An 18,233-nucleotide genomic window follows, 5' to 3' on the forward strand; every position below is an offset into this window, starting at 1 on the left:
TTTCGGTGCTACCGGTGAGCTACCCTGGTGCGACCGGGTTGCACAGTAAGCCAAATCGCGTTTACGTAAATAGATAAAGCAATCGCCGTGCCAGAGTTGTGTCGCAGTGAGAATTGCCGGATGGCGGCTTCGCCTTACCCGGCCTGCAAGATCGTAGGCCCGGCAAGCGTAGCGCCGCCGGGCAAAGAGGGGGAGGGGACTACTTGCGGCGCTGGCGCAGGCTCATCAGCACGGCGCCAAAACCGAACAGCGCGGTGAGGATCCACAGGGGCCAGTTGCCGGTGCGGGCGTAAGGCGTCAGCCCGGTCGTCGGCGTGACTTTTGTGGTCAGCACGTCGCGGGTGAACTGCGGCAGCATGGCCTGAATTTCACCCTGCGGACCAATCACGGCGGTAATGCCGTTGTTGGTGCTGCGCAGCAGAGGGCGCGCCAGCTCCAGGGAGCGCATCCGCGCCATCTGGAAATGCTGCCATGGGCCGATCGACTTACCGAACCAGGCATCGTTGGAGATGGTCAGCAGATAGTCGGTGTTCGGGCGGAAATTATCCCGCACCTGCTCACCGAGGATGATCTCGTAGCAAATGGCGGCGGTCAGTAAAAAGCCGTGGGCGCTCAGCTGAGGCTGAACGTAGGCGCCCCGGCTAAAGGAGGACATCGGCAGATCGAAAAACGGTGCCAGCGGACGCAGAATCGACTCCAGCGGCACAAACTCACCAAAAGGCACCAGGTGATTCTTGTTGTAGCGGTTCGTCGACTCATAGCTGTAGGGATTGTCTTTTCCCAGCGTGATAATGGTGTTGTAAGTGTCGTAACGGTTCTGCTTGTTCAGCCGCGCGTCAACGATCCCGGTGATCAGCGTGGAGTTTCGCGCCCGCAACAGATCGTCCATCATGGTCAGAAAACGCTGCTGGTTGATCTCCAGATCCGGGATTGCCGACTCAGGCCAGATAATCAGCTGGGATTTGCCCATCTCTTTCTGGGTGGCATCCAGATAAATTTTCAGGGTGTTGATCAACTGACCTTCATCCCATTTCAGCGACTGGGGAATATTACCCTGCACCATCGACACCTGGGTGGCGCGTTCCGGCTCAAGGGTAAACCACTGGATATAACGCAGCGGGAAAGGCAGGGCAAAAAGCACCACAGCCATGACCAGCGCTCGCCCGTTGCGCTGCACCAACGCCAGCACCAGCAGGCCGCTTACCACCATCAGCAGGAAGTTGATCGCCTCGACGCCCATCACCGGCGCCAGGCCCTTTAGCGGGCCATCTATCTGGCTGTAGCCGAACTGCAGCCACGGAAAGCCGGTCAGCACCCAGCCGCGCAGGAACTCGGTAATTTGCCAGACCACCGGGGCGGCAATCGCCACCCGCAGCCAGCTGGTTTTTGGCCACAAGCGGGAGAGGATCCCGGCAAACAGACCCGTGTAGAGCGAGAGGTACGCCGCCAGCAGCACCACGAGGAAAACATTCACCGGGCCTGGCATGCCGCCAAACTGGGCAATACTGACGTAAACCCAGTTAATACCGGAGCCAAACAGGCCCAGCCCCCAGAAATAGCCAATCGCCGCCGCCTGAACAGGGCGTCGGTTAAGGGTCAGCCCCTGGAGTCCCATCAGAGAAAGGAGGGCCGCTGGCCAGAAGTCATAAGGGGAAAAAGCCAGCGTACCGCTGGCTCCGAGGATCAGCGCCAGCAGCAGACGCGTGCGCTGGCGTTCAAGCAAGGGGGCAAATGCCATTTAAATCAATCATCCAGTGTGGGTTGCGGAGCATTGTCCGGCATTCTGACATGAACCTGAATAATACGTCGACTGTCGGCCATCGCCACCTTGAACTGATAGCCGTCAATTTCCACGGTTTCGCCACGCGCCGGCAGGTGACCAAACGCCTGCATCACCAGCCCGCCGATGGTATCTACCTCTTCGTCGCTGAAATGCGTGCCGAAGGTGTCATTGAAATCTTCGATTGGGGCGAGCGCACGCACGGTCCAGGTGTGGCGGCTCAACTGACGGAAGTCGATATCCTCTTCTTCGTCATATTCATCTTCAATTTCGCCAACAATCAGCTCAAGAATATCTTCGATGGTGACCAGGCCCGAAACACCGCCAAATTCATCGATAACAATCGCCATGTGGTAGCGCTGAGAGCGGAACTCTTTCAGCATGCGATCGACCCGCTTACTTTCCGGGACCACTACCGCCTGACGTAACACTTTTTCCATGCTGAAGGCTTCGGCATCGCTGCGCATAAACGGCAGCAGATCCTTGGCCATCAAAATTCCTTCAATGTGGTCTTTGTCTTCGCTGATCACCGGGAAACGTGAGTGAGCGGATTCGATAATGACATCGAGGCACTCATCCAGGGTCTGGTTGCGTTTCAGGGTAATCATCTGCGAACGGGGGATCATGATATCGCGAACGCGCTGGTCGGCGATGTCCATTACCCCTTCAAGCATCTCGCGCGTATCTTCATCGATAAGCTCGTTCTGCCCGGAGTCACGGATAAGCTCCAGAAGGTCATCACGGTTTTTAGGTTCACCGTGGAACAGCTGGCTCAGAAGGAGGGAGAAAAATCCTTTTTTGCTGTTTGGTGTGTCGCTACTGTGTGAATTGTCGTCGCTCATGGCGTTTGTTAAGGGTTCTCATGTTGGTCTGTTGACTGCCGTCGCGGACTTTTGTCATACGCAACGGCACATTATGCCAGTAAGGCGCAAACGCGCCCTACAGACTACTCTTTCTCGGCAATGTACGGATCCTCATAGCCCAGAGCAAGCATTATCTCTGTCTCAAGGGATTCCATCTCTTCCGCTTCGTCATCTTCAATGTGGTCGTAGCCCAGCAGATGCAGGCTGCCGTGCACCACCATGTGCGCCCAGTGGGCCTCGAGGGGCTTCTGCTGCTCCTTCGCTTCCTGCTCAACCACCTGGCGGCAGATGATCAGATCGCCAAGCAGCGGCATTTCGATACCCGGTGGGGCTTCGAACGGGAAAGAGAGCACGTTGGTCGGCTTATCTTTCCCGCGGTAGGTCAGGTTCAGGTCGTGGCTTTCTGCTTCATCCACCAGGCGAATCGTGACTTCTGACTCCTCCTGAAACTGCGGGATGACGGCATTCAGCCACGCCTGGAACTGGCTCTCTTCCGGCAGGCCGGCGTTATCTTCACAGGCCAGCTGTAAATCGAGGATCACCTGACTCATTTCTGCTCTTGCTCCTGGGCTTCGCGTTTACGTTCCGCGGCCTGTTCTGCTTTACGTTTTTGATCTGCGGCTTCCCACGCTTCATACGCCGTGACGATGCGGGCAACCACCGGGTGGCGCACCACGTCTTCACTGTGGAAGAAGTTGAAGCTGATTTCGTCCACTTCGGACAGGACTTCAATAGCGTGACGCAGACCCGACTTGGTGCTGCGTGGCAGGTCGACCTGGGTGATATCGCCGGTGATCACCGCTTTGGAGTTAAAGCCAATACGGGTCAGGAACATCTTCATCTGTTCGATGGTGGTGTTCTGGCTCTCATCCAGGATGATGAACGCGTCGTTCAGGGTACGGCCACGCATATAGGCCAGCGGAGCCACTTCGATGACGTTACGTTCAATCAGTTTTTCGACCTTCTCAAAGCCAAGCATCTCAAACAGCGCATCGTACAGCGGGCGCAGGTAAGGATCGACCTTCTGGCTCAGGTCACCAGGCAGGAAGCCCAGCTTCTCGCCCGCTTCAACGGCCGGACGGGTGAGCAGAATGCGGCGGATCTCCTGGCGCTCAAGGGCATCCACGGCAGCAGCCACCGCAAGGTAGGTTTTACCAGTACCTGCCGGGCCGACACCGAAGGTGATGTCATGATCGAGGATATTGGCGATGTACTGCGCCTGGTTTGGCGTGCGCGGCTTAATGACGCCACGCTTGGTCTGAATGTGGATAGCCTTGCCGAATTCCGGCACGCTCTCCGCGCTCTGCTCCAGCACTCGCGATTCTTTGATCGCCAGATGGATCTGTTCCGGCTCAATATCCTGAGTTTCACCGCGCATCGGCGCGGTATCAACGTACAGACTACGGAGAATATCCGCAGCGGCATTGACGCAAATGGCGCGTCCGGTGAGTTTGAACTGGTTATCGCGACGATTAATCTCGATACCCAGACGTCGCTCCAGATGTTTGATGTTGTCATCAAACGGCCCGCACAGGCTCAGCAGGCGAGCGTTGTCTGCTGGCTCAAGGGTAATTTCACGTGTGTCTATATTCAAACCGTTCCTCTTAATGTCTCGGGTGTCATAGGGCAGTGGGTCTGTCTTATGAAAGTATTCACGCCACGGAATAAAGGCGCAAGCATTGCGAAGGATATGGGGGAGAGCAGGGGGAAATACAAGGCCTGTCAGAAACGACAGGCCGAAGGATCACGGCTGATAAACGCTGACGCCGAGATCGTTTTCTTTACGGGTACGGGCAATCACCGATTCCGGCGACTGGGCGACGCGCAGGCCCATTTCATCTTCGGTGCGCACCAGTTTGCCACGCAGGGAGTTGGTCAGCACCTCGAGGATCTCAATATCGACGAACTTGCCCACCAGATCCGGCGTACCTTCGAAGTTCACCACGCGGTTGTTCTCCGTACGGCCAGAGAGCTCCATGATGCTCTTACGTGAAGTGCCTTCTACCAGTACACGCTGCACGGTGCCGAGCATCCGGCGGCTCCAGGCGTTGGCCTGCTGGTTAATGCGATCCTGCAGAATATAGAGACGCTGCTTTTTCACCTCTTCCGGCACGTCGTCAACCATATCGGCGGCAGGCGTCCCTGGACGCGCCGAGAAGATGAAGCTGTAACTCACGTCGAAGTTCACATCACCAATCACCTTCATGGTGCGTTCAAAATCGTCGTCCGTTTCCCCCGGGAAGCCGACGATGAAGTCAGAGCTTATCTGAATATCCGGGCGCGCTTCACGCAGCTTGCGGATAATCGCTTTATATTCCAGCACGGTGTGGGTGCGGCCCATCAGGTTCAGTACGCGGTCAGAACCACACTGGATCGGCAGATGCAGGAAGCTCACCAGCTCTGGCGTATCGCGGTAAACCTCGATGATGTCATCGGTAAATTCGATCGGGTGGCTGGTGGTAAAGCGGATGCGGTCGATACCGTCAATCGCCGCCACCAGACGCAGCAGTTCAGCAAACGAGCCGGTGCTGCCGTCATAGTTCTCGCCGCGCCAGGCGTTAACGTTCTGCCCGAGCAGGTTCACTTCGCGCACACCCTGTGCCGCCAGTTGGGCGATCTCAAACAGGATGTCGTCGCAAGGACGGCTGACTTCTTCGCCGCGGGTATAAGGCACCACGCAGTAGGTGCAGTATTTATTGCAGCCTTCCATGATGGAGACGAAGGCGGTCGGGCCATCTGCGCGCGGTTCCGGCAGACGGTCAAATTTTTCGATTTCCGGGAAGCTGACGTCAATAATCGCCTTGCGATTACCGCTTCCGCGTACGGCGTTGATCATCTCCGGCAGACGGTGCAGGGTCTGCGGACCAAAAATAATGTCGACGTAGTGGGCGCGCTGACGAATCAGCTTCCCTTCTTGCGAGGCAACACAACCGCCGACGCCGATGATGATATCCGGGTTTTTCTGCTTGAGGAGCTTCCAGCGACCTAACTGGTGAAAGACTTTTTCCTGCGCCTTCTCACGGATTGAGCAGGTATTCAGCAGCAGCACATCTGCCTCTTCCGCCACGTCGGTGAGTTGATACCCATGGGTGGCATCCAGCAGATCGGCCATCTTGGATGAATCGTATTCGTTCATCTGACAGCCCCAGGTTTTAATATGGAGTTTTTTTGTCATCGACTTGCTCATGCTCAGGATTGCAGGGCGCGTATTGTAATGCTTTGGTGCGGTTGTGACCAGTATGAAGGTTGTCAGCCTCAAGGCCAAAAAAATCCGGTAAACTTAGGAGATTATCAAATAAGGACAAATGACCATGACTATCCAACAAGCCGGGATCGCCGTCGTCGGCGGCGGTATGGTCGGCGGGGCGCTGGCGCTGGGGCTGGCGCAACACGGGTTCGACGTAACCGTTATCGAACAGGCGCCACCTGCTGCTTTTGACGCGTCACAGCAGCCGGATGTACGCATTTCGGCGATCAGCGCCGCGTCAGTTGATCTGCTTCGTGGGCTGGGGGTATGGGATGCGGTGCTGGCCATGCGCGCGCATCCGTATCGTCGCCTGGAGACCTGGGAGTGGGAAAACGCCCACGTGGTGTTTGACGCCGCGGAGCTGAAACTTCCGCTGCTGGGTTACATGGTTGAAAATAGGGTGCTGCAACAGGCGCTCTGGCAGGCGCTGGAGGCGCATCCGCAGGTGACGCTGCGCGTTCCTGCGTCGGTGAAGGCGCTCCACCGCCACAACGATCAGCATTTGATTGAGCTGGATAATGGCGAGCAGCTGGCGGTGAAACTGCTGGTTGGGGCCGACGGCGCAAATTCCCGGGTGCGCGAGCTGGCCGGGATCGGCATTCACGCCTGGCAATATCAGCAATCCTGCATGCTGATCACCGTCGCCTGTGAGAACGATCCGGGTGACAGCACCTGGCAGCATTTCACCCCGAACGGTCCGCACGCGTTTTTACCGCTGTTTGACCGTTGGGCATCCCTGGTGTGGTATGACACCCCCGCGCGGATCCGCCAGCTGCAGGGGCTCTCTATGGAACAGCTGCAGCGCGAAATCGCCCACCATTTCCCGCCGCGTCTGGGTAAGGTCACGCCGGTCGCCGCAGGGGCATTCCCCCTGACGCGTCGTCATGCGCTGAAGTATGCCCGCGAAGGGCTGGCGCTGGTCGGCGATGCGGCGCATACCATTCATCCGCTGGCGGGGCAGGGGGTTAACCTGGGCTATCGCGACGTCGAAGCGCTGATAGATGTACTCAGTAATGCCCGCAGCCACGGCGAAGCCTGGGCCAGCCATCAGGTGCTTAAGCGTTATCAGACGCGACGGATGGCAGATAACTTCATTATGCAGTCCGGGATGGATCTCTTTTACGCCGGGTTCAGCAACGATCTCGGGCCGCTGCGCATCCTGCGTAATGTGGGATTGATGGCGGCACAGCGCGCCGGTGGACTGAAACGTCAGGCGCTGAAGTACGCCTTAGGGCTCTAGACATTCCCTGGGCCGGGTAAGGCGAAGCCGCCACCCGGCTTGTTCAGTCTGGAAACGTAGAAAAGCAAAAAGCTCGCCGAAGCGAGCTTTTTTTATGTGGCTGGGGTGCAGGGATTCGAACCCCGGAATGCTGGTATCAGAAACCAGAGCCTTACCGCTTGGCGACACCCCAATTGCGTTAAACAAATAGCTTAACGACTTTTTAAATTGGCTGGGGTACGAGGATTCGAACCTCGGAATGCCGGAATCAGAATCCGGTGCCTTACCGCTTGGCGATACCCCAACAATTTTTTTGCTTTACCGACCGGAATCGATACAAGCTGATATGGTGGCTACGACGGGATTCGAACCTGTGACCCCATCATTATGAGTGATGTGCTCTAACCAACTGAGCTACGTAGCCAGACTGCTTTCTTCGATGGCTGGGGTACCTGGATTCGAACCAGGGAATGCCGGTATCAAAAACCGGTGCCTTACCGCTTGGCGATACCCCAATAACCGCGGAGAACCGCAAAATCGAAGAAATATGGCTGGGGTACCTGGATTCGAACCAGGGAATGCCGGTATCAAAAACCGGTGCCTTACCGCTTGGCGATACCCCATCCGTGCAACGCTTACCTGGGAATGGTGCGGGAGGCGAGACTTGAACTCGCACACCTTGCGGCGCCAGAACCTAAATCTGGTGCGTCTACCAATTTCGCCACTCCCGCAAAAAAGATGGTGGCTACGACGGGATTCGAACCTGTGACCCCATCATTATGAGTGATGTGCTCTAACCAACTGAGCTACGTAGCCATCTTTTTTTCGCGTTACCTTATCGGCGTTGCGGGGCGCATTATGCGTATAGACCCTTGCAGCGTCAACACCTTTTTCAACGAAAATGTCTGGAATGTGACTGTTTGGTTAGGTTGCGAACAGCGTGACCGAATATTCGGCAATTATTGGTTATTAATCGTTTTTGTCCAGCGAAACGCGAGGCAAAAAAAGAGGCCCCGAAGGGCCTCATGGCGATCTGACTGATTACTTATAGGCGGACTGATGCACACCCACGGCACGACCTGATGGATCGTTCATGGTTTTGAAAGCTTCATCCCACTCAATGGCTTTCGCCGAGGAGCAGGCGACGGAAGGACCGCCAGGAACACACTCTGCTGCGCTTGGCAGCGGGAACAGCTCTTCGAAGATCTCACGGTACAGATAGGCTTCTTTCGAACCCGGCGTGTTGTACGGGAAGCGGAAGCTGGCGGTTTCCAGTTGCTGATCGGAAATCTGCTTCGCTGCCACCTCTTTCAGGGTGTCGATCCAGCTGTAACCTACGCCGTCAGAGAACTGCTCTTTCTGACGCCATGCCACGCTTGCAGGCAGGTAAGATTCGAAGCATTCGCGCAGAACGTGTTTCTCCATCTTGCCGTTGCCGCACATTTTGTCCTGCGGGTTGATACGCATGGCCACGTCGAGGAATTTTTTATCCAGGAAGGGGACGCGCGCTTCAACACCCCATGCAGACATCGCTTTGTTGGCACGGGCGCAGTCAAACATGTGCAGGGCCTGCAGTTTACGCACGGTCTCTTCGTGCAGCTCTTTGGCATCCGGCGCTTTATGGAAGTAGAGGTAGCCGCCGAACACTTCGTCAGAACCTTCTCCGGAAAGCACCATTTTAATGCCCATCGCTTTGATTTTACGGGACATCAGGTACATCGGCGTGGAGGCGCGGATGGTGGTCACATCATAGGTTTCAATGTGATAGATAACGTCGCGGATAGCATCCAGCCCTTCCTGCACCGTAAAGTGGATCTCATGGTGCACGGTGCCCAGGTGATTTGCCACCTCCTGCGCGGCTTTCAGGTCCGGGGATCCTTCCAGGCCGACGGCGAAGGAGTGCAGCTGCGGCCACCAGGCTTCGGAGCGCTCCTGATCTTCCACGCGACGTGCGGCATACTTTTTGGTGATCGCCGAGATAACGGACGAGTCCAGACCGCCTGAGAGCAGCACGCCGTAAGGCACGTCCGACATCAGGTGGCTTTTCACTGAATCTTCCAGCGCCTGGCGCAGCTCGTTTTTATCGGTGACGTTGTCTTTAACGGCATCGTAATCGAACCAGTCGCGCTGATAGTACTGGCGAATTTCGCCATCCTGGCTCCACAGATAGCTGCCTGCCGGGAACTCTTTGATGGTGCGGCAAACCGGCACCAGGGCTTTCATTTCAGAGGCAACATAGAAGTTGCCGTGCTCATCATGGCCCATATAGAGCGGGATAATCCCGATGTGGTCGCGGCCAATCAGGTACGCATCTTTTTCGCTATCGTACAGCGCAAAGGCAAACATACCCTGCAGATCGTCGAGGAACTCGGGCCCTTTCTCCTGGTAGAGGGCCAGGATCACTTCGCAGTCAGAACCGGTCTGGAAGGTGTAGCGATCGCCGTACTCCGCGCGCAGCGCCTGGTGGTTGTAGATTTCACCGTTGACCGCCAGCGCATGGGTTTTTTTCTCGTTATATAACGGCTGGGCACCGGCATTGACATCCACAATCGACAGACGCTCGTGCGCCAGGATGGCTTTATCGCTGGCGTAGACACCGGACCAGTCCGGGCCGCGATGGCGCATCAGACGGGAGAGTTCCAGTGCTTTTTTACGCAGTTCGCCTGCGTCAGTTTTGATATCCAGTACGCCGAAAATTGAACACATAACCTTCTCCATTAACCCTGTTGCAGTGTGATGTTGCTTGCTTATGAAAATGCCGCAAAAGCGGAGGGGCGGCAAGCGATTTGCCGGGTAAAAAGAAAAAAGTGCAATACCTGTTGATGAATGTTGAAAAAAGCGTACGCCTTAAGCTGGATTATTGATGTTTATTCAGTAAAAGGCGTTTTTTATTAGATGGATTTCTATTTTTGACGAGGCAAAATGAAAAAACCACGTCCGGAGACGTGGTTTTGGGTTACAGGACATCAATTTCCGCGACCGAGGGGTAAATCCAGCTTGGTCGGAACGGCATCGAATCGATATCGTCCAGGGTGGATACCCCCGACAGGACCAGGATGGTTTCCAGCCCGGCCTGGAAGCCGGCCAGAATATCGGTGCGCAGGTTATCGCCCACAATCACCGTATCTTCCGAATGGGCCTGCATTGTGTTGAGTGCCGCACGAATGATCCACGGGCTGGGCTTACCAACATAAAACGGCATGCGGCCAGTCATCTTCTCAATACCGGCACAGAGCGCGCCGCAGGCCGGATAAAAGCCGCGGCCATGGGTATCCGGGTTGGTGGCGATAAAGCGGGCGCCGTTGGCGACAAAGAAGGCCGCCTTGTGCATCATCTCCCAGTTATAGGAGCGCGTTTCGCCAACGATAACAAAGTCGGGATTGACGTCGGTGATGGTAAAGCCCGCTTTGTACAGTTCATGGATCAGTGCGCCTTCACCGACTACATACGCTTTTTTGCCTTCCTGACGCTTCAGGAAATCTGCGGTGGCCATTGCCGAGGTATAGAAGACGCTGGCGGGCACATCGATACCGGCGGTGGCAAAACGGTTCGCCAGATCCTGTCCGGTCTGCGACGGGAAGTTAGTGAGCAGCACCAGCGGCATACCCTTTTCCATGATGCCGTTAAGAAACTCTGCAGCGCCCGGCACGGCAACGTTGTCGTGCATCAGCACGCCGTCGATATCACAAATAACATTCTTAATGGTCATGAACTTCCCGACATCAAAAAAAGAAGGCGTCACTATAAAGCGCTGTCAGCTTTCCAGCAAACGCTGCAACAGGATACCGTTAAGCATGGCGCGTTTTACCAGGGCAAAAGCGCCAATCGCGGAACGGTCGTTCAGCGCGGAGCGAACCACCGGCAGGTTCTGGCGAAACGCCTTCAGCGCCTGGGTATTGATGCACCCTTCGATGGCAGGCAGCAGCACTTTTTCGGCCTCGGTAATTTCACCGGCGATCACCACTTTTTGTGGGTTAAACAGGTTGATGGCGATGGCAATGGTTTTACCCAGATGACGGCCAACCTGCTCAATCACTTCACTGGCTAACGCGTCGCCCTTATTGGCCGCCCGGCAGATGGCGCTGATTTTACAGTCATCGAGCGTGACGCGGCTCTGATAACCCTGCTCCAGCAGATGGCGCACCCGCTGCTCAATGGCGGCGTTGGCAGCGACGGTTTCCAGACAGCCAAAGTTGCCGCAGTGGCAGCGCTCACCCAGCGGGTCAACCTGAATGTGGCCAATCTCGCCCACGTTACCGTTACGGCCAATAAAAATGCGGCCATTAGAGATAATACCGGCACCCGTACCGCGGTGAACGCGCACCAGAATTGAGTCTTCACAATCCTGACTTGCACCAAAGTAGTGCTCGGCCAGCGCCAGGCTGCGGATATCGTGACCCACAAAGCAGGTTACGGCGAAACGCTTTTCCAGCGCGTCGATCAGCGCCCAGTTTTCGACCTGAATATGCGGCATATAGCGGATCACGCCGCTTTCGGGATCGACGAGCCCGGGCAGGATCACCGAAATGGCAATCAGCTCGCGGATTTTGCGCTGGCAGGATTCGATAAACAGCTCGATGGCGTTAAGCAGCGCATGTTCGAGGGTCTCCTGAGTGCGTTCCGGCAGGGCATAGTGCTCTTCAGCAATGGCCTTACTGCTGAGATCGTACAGCGTCAGGGTGGCGTCATGACGTCCAAGGCGCACGCCAATGGCGTGGAAATGACGGGTTTCGGTAACAATTGAGATAGCGCGACGGCCTCCGGTGGAGGCCTGCTGATCCACTTCTTTAATCAGCCCGCGCTCAATAAGCTGACGGGTAATTTTCGTCACGCTGGCGGGGGCAAGCTGGCTCTGTTCTGCAATCTGAATCCGCGAGATGGGTCCGTGCTGGTCAATCAGTCGATAAACCGCCGCACTGTTCAGCTGTTTTACCAGATCAACGTTGCCAATTTGAGCTTGTCCGCCAGGTGTCATACTTTCGCTTACTCTGTAACGACCTCGTTACCATTAACGATGGTCTTGATGATTTTATAATCGTGTGTGAATGCGGTGAGGTTAGCGACCATCCCCGGTGCAATACTGCCCAGCTGTTTATCTACGCCTATCGCGCGTGCCGGATAGAGCGTTGCCATACGCAGCACTTCATCGAGGGCAATGCTGCAATGTTCAACCAGATTGCGCACGCCTTCGATCATGGTCAGAGCCGAACCGCTTAACGTTCCGTTCTCATCCACACAGAGTCCATTCCGGTAGTATATTGTTTTACCAGCAAAAATGAACTGTTCAATATTTGCCCCAGCTGGTGCCGTGGCGTCTGTTACCAGACACAGTTTGTCACCTTTCAGGCGCTTAGCGTTACGCACGTTGGCGTAATCGACATGTAAACCGTCAACAATAATGCCGCAATAGACATCTGGTTCGTCGAAGATCGCCCCGGCGAGACCGGGTTCGCGTCCGGTAATATAAGGCATAGCATTATAAAGATGGGTCGCGAAGGTGATACCGGCGCGGAAGCCCACTTTGGCCTCTTTTAGCGTGGCGTTGGAATGCCCTGCAGAGACCACAATACCTGCGCCCGCCAGCTTGCGGATCACCTCAGGATCGACCATTTCTGGCGCCAGGGTCACTTTGGTGATCACATCCGCGTTGGCACAGAGAAAATCAACCAGTTCACCGTCAGGTTTACGGACGTAATCAGGATTATGGGTGCCTTTCTTGACGATATTCAGCCACGGCCCCTCAAGGTGCAGACCCAGCGCCTGGTGTGGATATTTCGCCAGATATTCACGCATCACGCGAACGCCTTGCTTCATCAGGTCGTCGCTGGTGGTGATAAGCGTCGGCAGGTAGCTGGTGCAGCCCGATTTTTCATTGGCGCGCTGCATAATTTCCAGCGTTTCAACGGTGACGGCTTCGGCGGTATCGTTGAACTGCACGCCGCCACAGCCGTTAAGCTGTACGTCGATAAAACCGGGGGAGATGATTGCTCCATTGAGCGAGCGTTGTTCAATGTCCGCTGGCAGTTCGGCCAGTGGGCAGACACGTTCAATCAGGCCATTGGCGATAACGATCGCATGGTCATCCAGAATTTCATGGCCGGTATAAATCCGACCGTGGGTTAAAGCGTACATAACGACCCCCGGTTTAAAAATAGCATGCCGTCTCTGCAGGCAGAGACGGCGTCACATTACAGACCTTTAATATTTTCTGCTTCTAATTCGTTGAAATACTTCAACGTCTTCACTTTCAGTTCCATGGTAGACGGTTCATCGCATACCACAACGGCTTTCGGATGCAGCTGCAGACAGCTGATGGTCCACATGTGGTTGACGTTGCCTTCTACCGCCGCCTGCAGCGCCTGCGCTTTTACGCTGCCCAGCACCAGAATCATCACTTCTTCCGCATCCAGCAGGGTACCCACGCCAACGGTCAGGGCATATTTTGGCACCTGGTTAACGTCGCCATCAAAGAAACGGGAGTTTGCCACACGGGTGTCATGTGTCAGGGTTTTGATACGGGTACGGGAGGCCAGAGAAGAAGCAGGTTCGTTGAAGGCGATATGACCGTCGTTACCGACGCCACCCATGAACAGGTGGATTTTACCGTAAGCACGGATTTTTTCTTCGTAATGACGGCACTCTGCATCAATATCCGGGGCATTTCCGTCCAGCAGATTAATATTTTCCGGTTTAATATCAATGTGATCAAAGAAGTTCCGGTGCATGAAGCTATGGTAGCTCTCCGGGTGCTCTTTTGGCAGGCCTACATACTCGTCCATGTTGAAGGTGACAACATGTTCAAAGCTAACCTGGCCCGCTTTATGCATCTCAACCAGTGCTTTATAGGCGGTAAGAGGTGTGCCACCGGTAGGCAGACCCAGTACAAAAGGACGATCGGCTGTCGGTTTGAACGCGTTGATACGTTGTACGATATGGCGAGCAGCCCATTTGCCGACTTGTTCTGCGGTTGCCAGGGGGATCAGTCTCATTATTCACCTCTGAAGTTTTAGTAAAAGTTGGCGGATTGCTTGTCGGGGTATGATATAAGCCTAACCTGTTTCACACCGAGAGGGGTCAATCCGTCCTGATTTTTCGTATCATAAAATAAGTTTTCACTGTTTGCCAGTACAGGGGAGGGGAAGAAACAATATTTGGTGACAAAACTCACAAAAAGTACGCGTTTAATTTGCGATACGAATTAATTTTTCAGACACTCTCAAAGCCAGTGAATCATCAACTGTATTTATCGTTCGTTACACAATAAAAAACATAGTTTATGCGCGAGCCTTAACAAAGGGTCTCGTAGGGGGAATAGGATGAATATTTTAGGTTTTTTCCAGCGCCTCGGTAGGGCTTTGCAGCTCCCTATCGCCGTGCTACCGGTTGCAGCGCTCCTGCTGCGATTCGGGCAACCCGATCTTCTTAACGTGCCGTTTATTGCTCAGGCTGGCGGCGCAATTTTTGACAACCTGGCGCTGATTTTTGCCATCGGTGTGGCGTCAAGCTGGTCAAAAGACAGCGCTGGTGCTGCGGCACTGGCCGGGGCCGTGGGTTACTTCATCCTCACGAAAGCGATGGTGACCATCAACCCTGAAATCAACATGGGCGTACTGGCGGGTATCATTACCGGTCTCGTCGGTGGTGCCGTCTACAACCGCTGGGCAGGTATCAAACTCCCTGACTTCCTGAGCTTCTTCGGCGGAAAACGTTTCGTGCCGATCGCGACGGGCTTTTTCTGTCTGATCCTTGCCGCCATCTTTGGCTACGTGTGGCCACCGGTGCAGCACGCTATCCATGCGGGTGGCGAGTGGATCGTTTCCGCGGGCGCAATGGGTGCGGGTATCTTCGGTTTCATCAACCGTCTGCTGATCCCAACGGGTCTGCATCAGGTGCTGAACACCATCGCCTGGTTCCAGATTGGTGAGTTCACCAACGCGGCGGGTGCCGTATTCCACGGTGATATCAACCGTTTCTACGCAGGCGACGGCACCGCGGGCATGTTCATGTCCGGCTTCTTCCCAATCATGATGTTTGGTCTGCCTGGCGCTGCGCTGGCAATGTACCTGGCTGCGCCGAAAGCGCGTCGCCCAATGGTTGGCGGTATGCTGCTGTCCGTTGCGATCACGGCCTTCCTGACCGGCGTGACCGAGCCACTGGAATTCCTGTTCATGTTCCTGGCGCCGCTGCTGTATCTCATGCACGCCATCCTGACCGGTATCAGCCTGTTTGTGGCCACTCTTCTGGGTATCCATGCTGGCTTCTCCTTCTCCGCAGGCGCTATCGACTACGTGTTGATGTACAACCTGCCGGCGGCAAGCAGCAACGTCTGGATGCTGATGGTGATGGGCCTGGTGTTCTTCGTTATCTACTTCCTCCTGTTCAGCGCGGTTATTCGTATGTTTAACCTCAAAACGCCGGGCCGTGAAGAGACAAAAGATGACGTCGTAACCAGTGAAGCAAACAGCAATACGGAAGAAGGTTTAACTCAGCTGGCAACCAGCTACATTGCCGCTGTAGGCGGTACCGATAACCTGAAAGCCATTGATGCCTGTATTACCCGCCTGCGTCTGACCGTTGGCGACTCTGCGCGCGTGAGCGATGCCATGTGCAAACGCCTGGGCGCGTCTGGTGTGGTGAAACTGAACAAACAAACCATCCAGGTTATCGTGGGTGCGAAGGCCGAATCTATCGGCGACGAAATGAAAAAAGTGGTTGCCCGTGGGCCGGTTGCTGCTGCCTCAACGGATAGCGCACCCGTGGCTGACGCGCCGGTTGCGAAACCGCAGGCGGTGCCAAATGCGGTAACCATTGCCGCACTGGTTTCGCCAGTCACCGGTGAGGTGGTGGCTCTGGAGCAGGTTCCTGATGAAGCCTTCGCCAGTAAAGCCGTGGGTGACGGTGTCGCGGTTAAACCAACGGAGAAAACCGTTGTGTCGCCTGCGGCGGGCACCATCGTTAAAATCTTCAATACCAACCACGCGTTCTGCCTGGAAACCGACAAAGGGGCGGAGATCGTTGTCCACATGGGCATCGATACCGTAGCGCTGGGTGGCCAGGGCTTCAAACGCCTGGTCGAAGAGGGTGCGGAAGTGGTGGCGGGTCAGCCGGTTCTGGAGATGGATCTCGACTACCTGAACGCCAACGCGCGCTCGATGATTAGCCCGGTTGTCTGCAGCAATATCGATGACTTCAGCGGCCTGGTCATTAAGGCGCAGGGTCAGGTTGTGGCCGGTCAGACACCTCTGTATGAAATTAAAGGCAAATAAGTGCTCCTGAGTAAGCGTTAGTGCCTGAGCGGCGGGGATATCCCCGCCGCTTTTTTTTGCAGCAATCGCCCTCATAATTCTCTTCCGGGACCGTTTTTTGCGTAACTAAAGGTTGTCACTACGCCCGGCTTATAAGATCATATGCCGTTATACGTCGTTTACGCTTTGAGGAATCCACGATGAGTGAGGCTGAAGCCCGCCCGAGCAACTTTATCCGTCAGATCATTGATGAAGATCTGGCCACTGGTAAGCACACCACAGTTCATACCCGTTTCCCGCCGGAGCCGAATGGCTACCTGCATATTGGTCATGCGAAATCGATCTGCCTGAACTTCGGCATCGCGCAGGACTATCAGGGTCAATGCAACCTGCGTTTCGATGACACCAACCCGGTGAAAGAAGATATCGAATACGTAGAGTCCATTAAGAACGACGTGCAATGGTTGGGCTTCAACTGGTCTGGCGACATCTGCTACTCCTCCGACTATTTTGACCAGCTGTATGCTTACGCCGTAGAGCTGATCAACAAAGGTCTGGCCTACGTTGACGAGCTTTCCGCTGACGAAATCCGCGAATACCGCGGCACGCTGACCGCGCCGGGCAAAAACAGCCCGTACCGCGATCGCAGCGTGGAAGAGAACCTGGCGCTGTTTGAAAAAATGCGTGCCGGTGGCTTCGAAGAGGGTAAAGCCTGCCTGCGCGCTAAAATCGATATGGCCTCACCATTTATCGTGATGCGTGACCCGGTGCTGTACCGCATTAAGTTTGCCGATCACCATCAGACCGGCAGCAAGTGGTGCATCTACCCAATGTACGACTTCACCCACTGCATCAGCGATGCGCTGGAAGGCATTACTCACTCCTTATGTACGCTGGAGTTCCAGGACAACCGTCGTCTGTATGACTGGGTGCTGGATAACATCTCCATTCCGGTGCATCCGCGTCAGTACGAATTCTCTCGTCTGAATCTGGAATACACCGTGATGTCCAAGCGTAAGCTGAACCTGCTGGTTACCGACAAGCACGTTGAAGGCTGGGATGACCCGCGTATGCCAACCATCTCCGGTCTGCGTCGTCGTGGCTATACCGCCGCATCTATCCGCGAGTTTTGCAAACGCATCGGCGTGACCAAGCAGGACAACACCATTGAGATGGCGTCGCTGGAATCCTGCATTCGCGAAGATCTGAACGACAATGCGCCGCGCGCGATGGCTGTTATCGATCCGGTTAAGCTGGTTATCGAAAACTATCCTCAGGGCGAAAGCGAGCTGGTGACCATGCCGAACCATCCGAGCAAGCCGGAGATGGGTAGCCGTGAAGTGCCGTTCAGCGCAGAGATCTGGATCGATCGCGCCGACTTCCGCGAAGAAGCGAACAAGCAGTACAAACGTCTGGTGCTGGGCAAAGAAGTGCGCCTGCGTAATGCCTACGTGATCAAAGCTGAGCGTGTTGAAAAAGATGCTGAAGGCACTATCACCACGATCTTCTGCAGCTACGATGCCGAGACTCTGAGCAAAGATCCTGCCGATGGCCGCAAGGTGAAAGGCGTTATCCACTGGGTCAGCGCGGCACATGCGCTGCCGGTTGAGATCCGTCTGTACGATCGCCTCTTCAGCGTGCCAAACCCGGGTGCCGCAGAGGACTTCCTGGAGGTCATTAACCCGGAGTCGCTGGTGATCAAGCAGGGCTTTGCGGAACCATCCCTGAAAGGGGCTGTTGCCGGCAATGCGTATCAGTTTGAGCGCGAAGGTTACTTCTGCCTCGACAGCCGCTACGCCACAGCCGATAAACTGGTGTTTAACCGTACCGTCGGTCTGCGTGATACCTGGACGAAAGTCGGCGAATAAGCGATCATTTT

General features: G+C 55.3%; 13 protein-coding genes and 7 tRNA genes. 3 read left to right on the top strand and 17 right to left on the bottom strand.

Translation table 11 applies throughout. The features are described 5' to 3' along the window. Window positions 1-199: 199 nt before the first annotated feature. The 5 genes from lnt to miaB form a co-directional block, all read right to left on the bottom strand. Window positions 200-1,738 (bottom strand): apolipoprotein N-acyltransferase, encoded by a 1,539-nt coding sequence (lnt, locus tag C2U54_RS11120; protein WP_103178681.1) that lies wholly within the window; start codon window positions 1,736-1,738, stop codon window positions 200-202. A 5-nt stretch (window positions 1,739-1,743) separates the two neighbouring features. Further along, window positions 1,744-2,622, bottom strand: coding sequence for a CNNM family magnesium/cobalt transport protein CorC (gene corC / locus C2U54_RS11125; protein WP_103178682.1), 879 nt, complete (start codon window positions 2,620-2,622; stop codon window positions 1,744-1,746). Window positions 2,623-2,726: 104 nt separating this feature from the next. After that, a complete protein-coding gene (gene ybeY / locus C2U54_RS11130) occupies window positions 2,727-3,194 on the bottom strand; it encodes an rRNA maturation RNase YbeY (RefSeq protein WP_103178683.1) in 468 nt (155 codons plus the stop codon). Further along, the gene (locus C2U54_RS11135; protein WP_103178684.1) at window positions 3,191-4,237 is read right to left on the bottom strand and encodes a PhoH family protein; all 1,047 of its coding nucleotides are present in this window, start codon (window positions 4,235-4,237) and stop codon (window positions 3,191-3,193) included. The genes ybeY and C2U54_RS11135 overlap by 4 nt, the downstream gene beginning before the upstream one ends. Before the next feature lie 150 nt (window positions 4,238-4,387). Further along, on the bottom strand, window positions 4,388-5,818 hold the full coding sequence (gene miaB / locus C2U54_RS11140; RefSeq protein ID WP_103178685.1) for a tRNA (N6-isopentenyl adenosine(37)-C2)-methylthiotransferase MiaB: 1,431 nt from the start codon (window positions 5,816-5,818) through the stop codon (window positions 4,388-4,390). Window positions 5,819-5,954: 136 nt separating this feature from the next. Between miaB and ubiF the strand changes: the two genes are divergently transcribed. After that, on the top strand, window positions 5,955-7,130 hold the full coding sequence (gene ubiF, locus C2U54_RS11145) for a 3-demethoxyubiquinol 3-hydroxylase (protein WP_103178686.1): 1,176 nt from the start codon (window positions 5,955-5,957) through the stop codon (window positions 7,128-7,130). 97 nt (window positions 7,131-7,227) lie between these two features. Here ubiF and C2U54_RS11150 read toward each other — a convergent pair. The 12 genes from C2U54_RS11150 to nagB form a co-directional block, all read right to left on the bottom strand. Continuing rightward, window positions 7,228-7,302: transfer RNA gene (locus C2U54_RS11150), tRNA-Gln, on the bottom strand. A 36-nt stretch (window positions 7,303-7,338) separates the two neighbouring features. Then, a tRNA-Gln gene (locus C2U54_RS11155) sits at window positions 7,339-7,413 on the bottom strand. Between the two features lie 43 nt (window positions 7,414-7,456). Then, window positions 7,457-7,533 (bottom strand) — tRNA-Met (locus C2U54_RS11160). Window positions 7,534-7,549: 16 nt separating this feature from the next. Next, window positions 7,550-7,624, bottom strand: a tRNA-Gln gene (locus C2U54_RS11165). A 33-nt stretch (window positions 7,625-7,657) separates the two neighbouring features. After that, window positions 7,658-7,732 (bottom strand) — tRNA-Gln (locus C2U54_RS11170). 23 nt (window positions 7,733-7,755) lie between these two features. Beyond that, window positions 7,756-7,840: transfer RNA gene (locus tag C2U54_RS11175), tRNA-Leu, on the bottom strand. 8 nt (window positions 7,841-7,848) lie between these two features. After that, window positions 7,849-7,925, bottom strand: a tRNA-Met gene (locus tag C2U54_RS11180). Between the two features lie 225 nt (window positions 7,926-8,150). Beyond that, window positions 8,151-9,815 (bottom strand): asparagine synthase B, encoded by a 1,665-nt coding sequence (gene asnB / locus C2U54_RS11190; protein ID WP_103178688.1) that lies wholly within the window; start codon window positions 9,813-9,815, stop codon window positions 8,151-8,153. A 250-nt stretch (window positions 9,816-10,065) separates the two neighbouring features. Further along, window positions 10,066-10,818 carry an HAD-IIA family hydrolase gene (locus C2U54_RS11195; protein WP_103181044.1) on the bottom strand — a complete coding sequence of 251 codons (753 nt, stop codon included), beginning with the start codon at window positions 10,816-10,818 and terminating at the stop codon, window positions 10,066-10,068. Between the two features lie 45 nt (window positions 10,819-10,863). Further along, window positions 10,864-12,084 carry a DNA-binding transcriptional regulator NagC gene (nagC, locus tag C2U54_RS11200; protein ID WP_103178689.1) on the bottom strand — a complete coding sequence of 407 codons (1,221 nt, stop codon included), beginning with the start codon at window positions 12,082-12,084 and terminating at the stop codon, window positions 10,864-10,866. An 8-nt stretch (window positions 12,085-12,092) separates the two neighbouring features. Then, window positions 12,093-13,241: an N-acetylglucosamine-6-phosphate deacetylase gene (nagA, locus tag C2U54_RS11205; RefSeq protein WP_103178690.1), complete on the bottom strand. Its 1,149-nt coding sequence runs from the start codon at window positions 13,239-13,241 to the stop codon at window positions 12,093-12,095. Window positions 13,242-13,297: 56 nt separating this feature from the next. After that, entirely contained in the window at window positions 13,298-14,098 is an 801-nt protein-coding gene (gene nagB / locus C2U54_RS11210) for a glucosamine-6-phosphate deaminase (RefSeq protein WP_103178691.1), read from the bottom strand. Between the two features lie 327 nt (window positions 14,099-14,425). Between nagB and nagE the strand changes: the two genes are divergently transcribed. Further along, complete coding sequence (gene nagE, locus C2U54_RS11215) at window positions 14,426-16,375, top strand: PTS N-acetyl glucosamine transporter subunit IIABC (RefSeq protein ID WP_103178692.1); 1,950 nt, start codon at window positions 14,426-14,428, stop codon at window positions 16,373-16,375. 179 nt (window positions 16,376-16,554) lie between these two features. After that, on the top strand, window positions 16,555-18,222 hold the full coding sequence (gene glnS / locus C2U54_RS11220) for a glutamine--tRNA ligase (protein ID WP_103178693.1): 1,668 nt from the start codon (window positions 16,555-16,557) through the stop codon (window positions 18,220-18,222). Window positions 18,223-18,233: the final 11 nt, after the last annotated feature.

It is taken from the genome of Leclercia sp. LSNIH1 (assembly GCF_002902985.1).
In the GTDB taxonomy this organism is placed as follows: Bacteria; Pseudomonadota; Gammaproteobacteria; order Enterobacterales; family Enterobacteriaceae; genus Enterobacter.

What these genes read in the sequence shown, in the direction of transcription:
- asnB (WP_103178688.1), bottom strand. Translation starts at nt 9,815, where the DNA reads ATGTGTTCAATTTTCGGCGTACTGGATATCAAAACTGACGCAGGCGAA.
- nagA (WP_103178690.1), bottom strand. Translation starts at nt 13,241, where the DNA reads ATGTACGCTTTAACCCACGGTCGGATTTATACCGGCCATGAAATTCTG.
- miaB (WP_103178685.1), bottom strand. Translation starts at nt 5,818, where the DNA reads ATGACAAAAAAACTCCATATTAAAACCTGGGGCTGTCAGATGAACGAA.
- ybeY (WP_103178683.1), bottom strand. Translation starts at nt 3,194, where the DNA reads ATGAGTCAGGTGATCCTCGATTTACAGCTGGCCTGTGAAGATAACGCC.
- corC (WP_103178682.1), bottom strand. Translation starts at nt 2,622, where the DNA reads ATGAGCGACGACAATTCACACAGTAGCGACACACCAAACAGCAAAAAA.
- C2U54_RS11195 (WP_103181044.1), bottom strand. Translation starts at nt 10,818, where the DNA reads ATGACCATTAAGAATGTTATTTGTGATATCGACGGCGTGCTGATGCAC.
- lnt (WP_103178681.1), bottom strand. Translation starts at nt 1,738, where the DNA reads ATGGCATTTGCCCCCTTGCTTGAACGCCAGCGCACGCGTCTGCTGCTG.
- ubiF (WP_103178686.1), top strand. Translation starts at nt 5,955, where the DNA reads ATGACTATCCAACAAGCCGGGATCGCCGTCGTCGGCGGCGGTATGGTC.
- nagC (WP_103178689.1), bottom strand. Translation starts at nt 12,084, where the DNA reads ATGACACCTGGCGGACAAGCTCAAATTGGCAACGTTGATCTGGTAAAA.
- nagE (WP_103178692.1), top strand. Translation starts at nt 14,426, where the DNA reads ATGAATATTTTAGGTTTTTTCCAGCGCCTCGGTAGGGCTTTGCAGCTC.
- glnS (WP_103178693.1), top strand. Translation starts at nt 16,555, where the DNA reads ATGAGTGAGGCTGAAGCCCGCCCGAGCAACTTTATCCGTCAGATCATT.
- nagB (WP_103178691.1), bottom strand. Translation starts at nt 14,098, where the DNA reads ATGAGACTGATCCCCCTGGCAACCGCAGAACAAGTCGGCAAATGGGCT.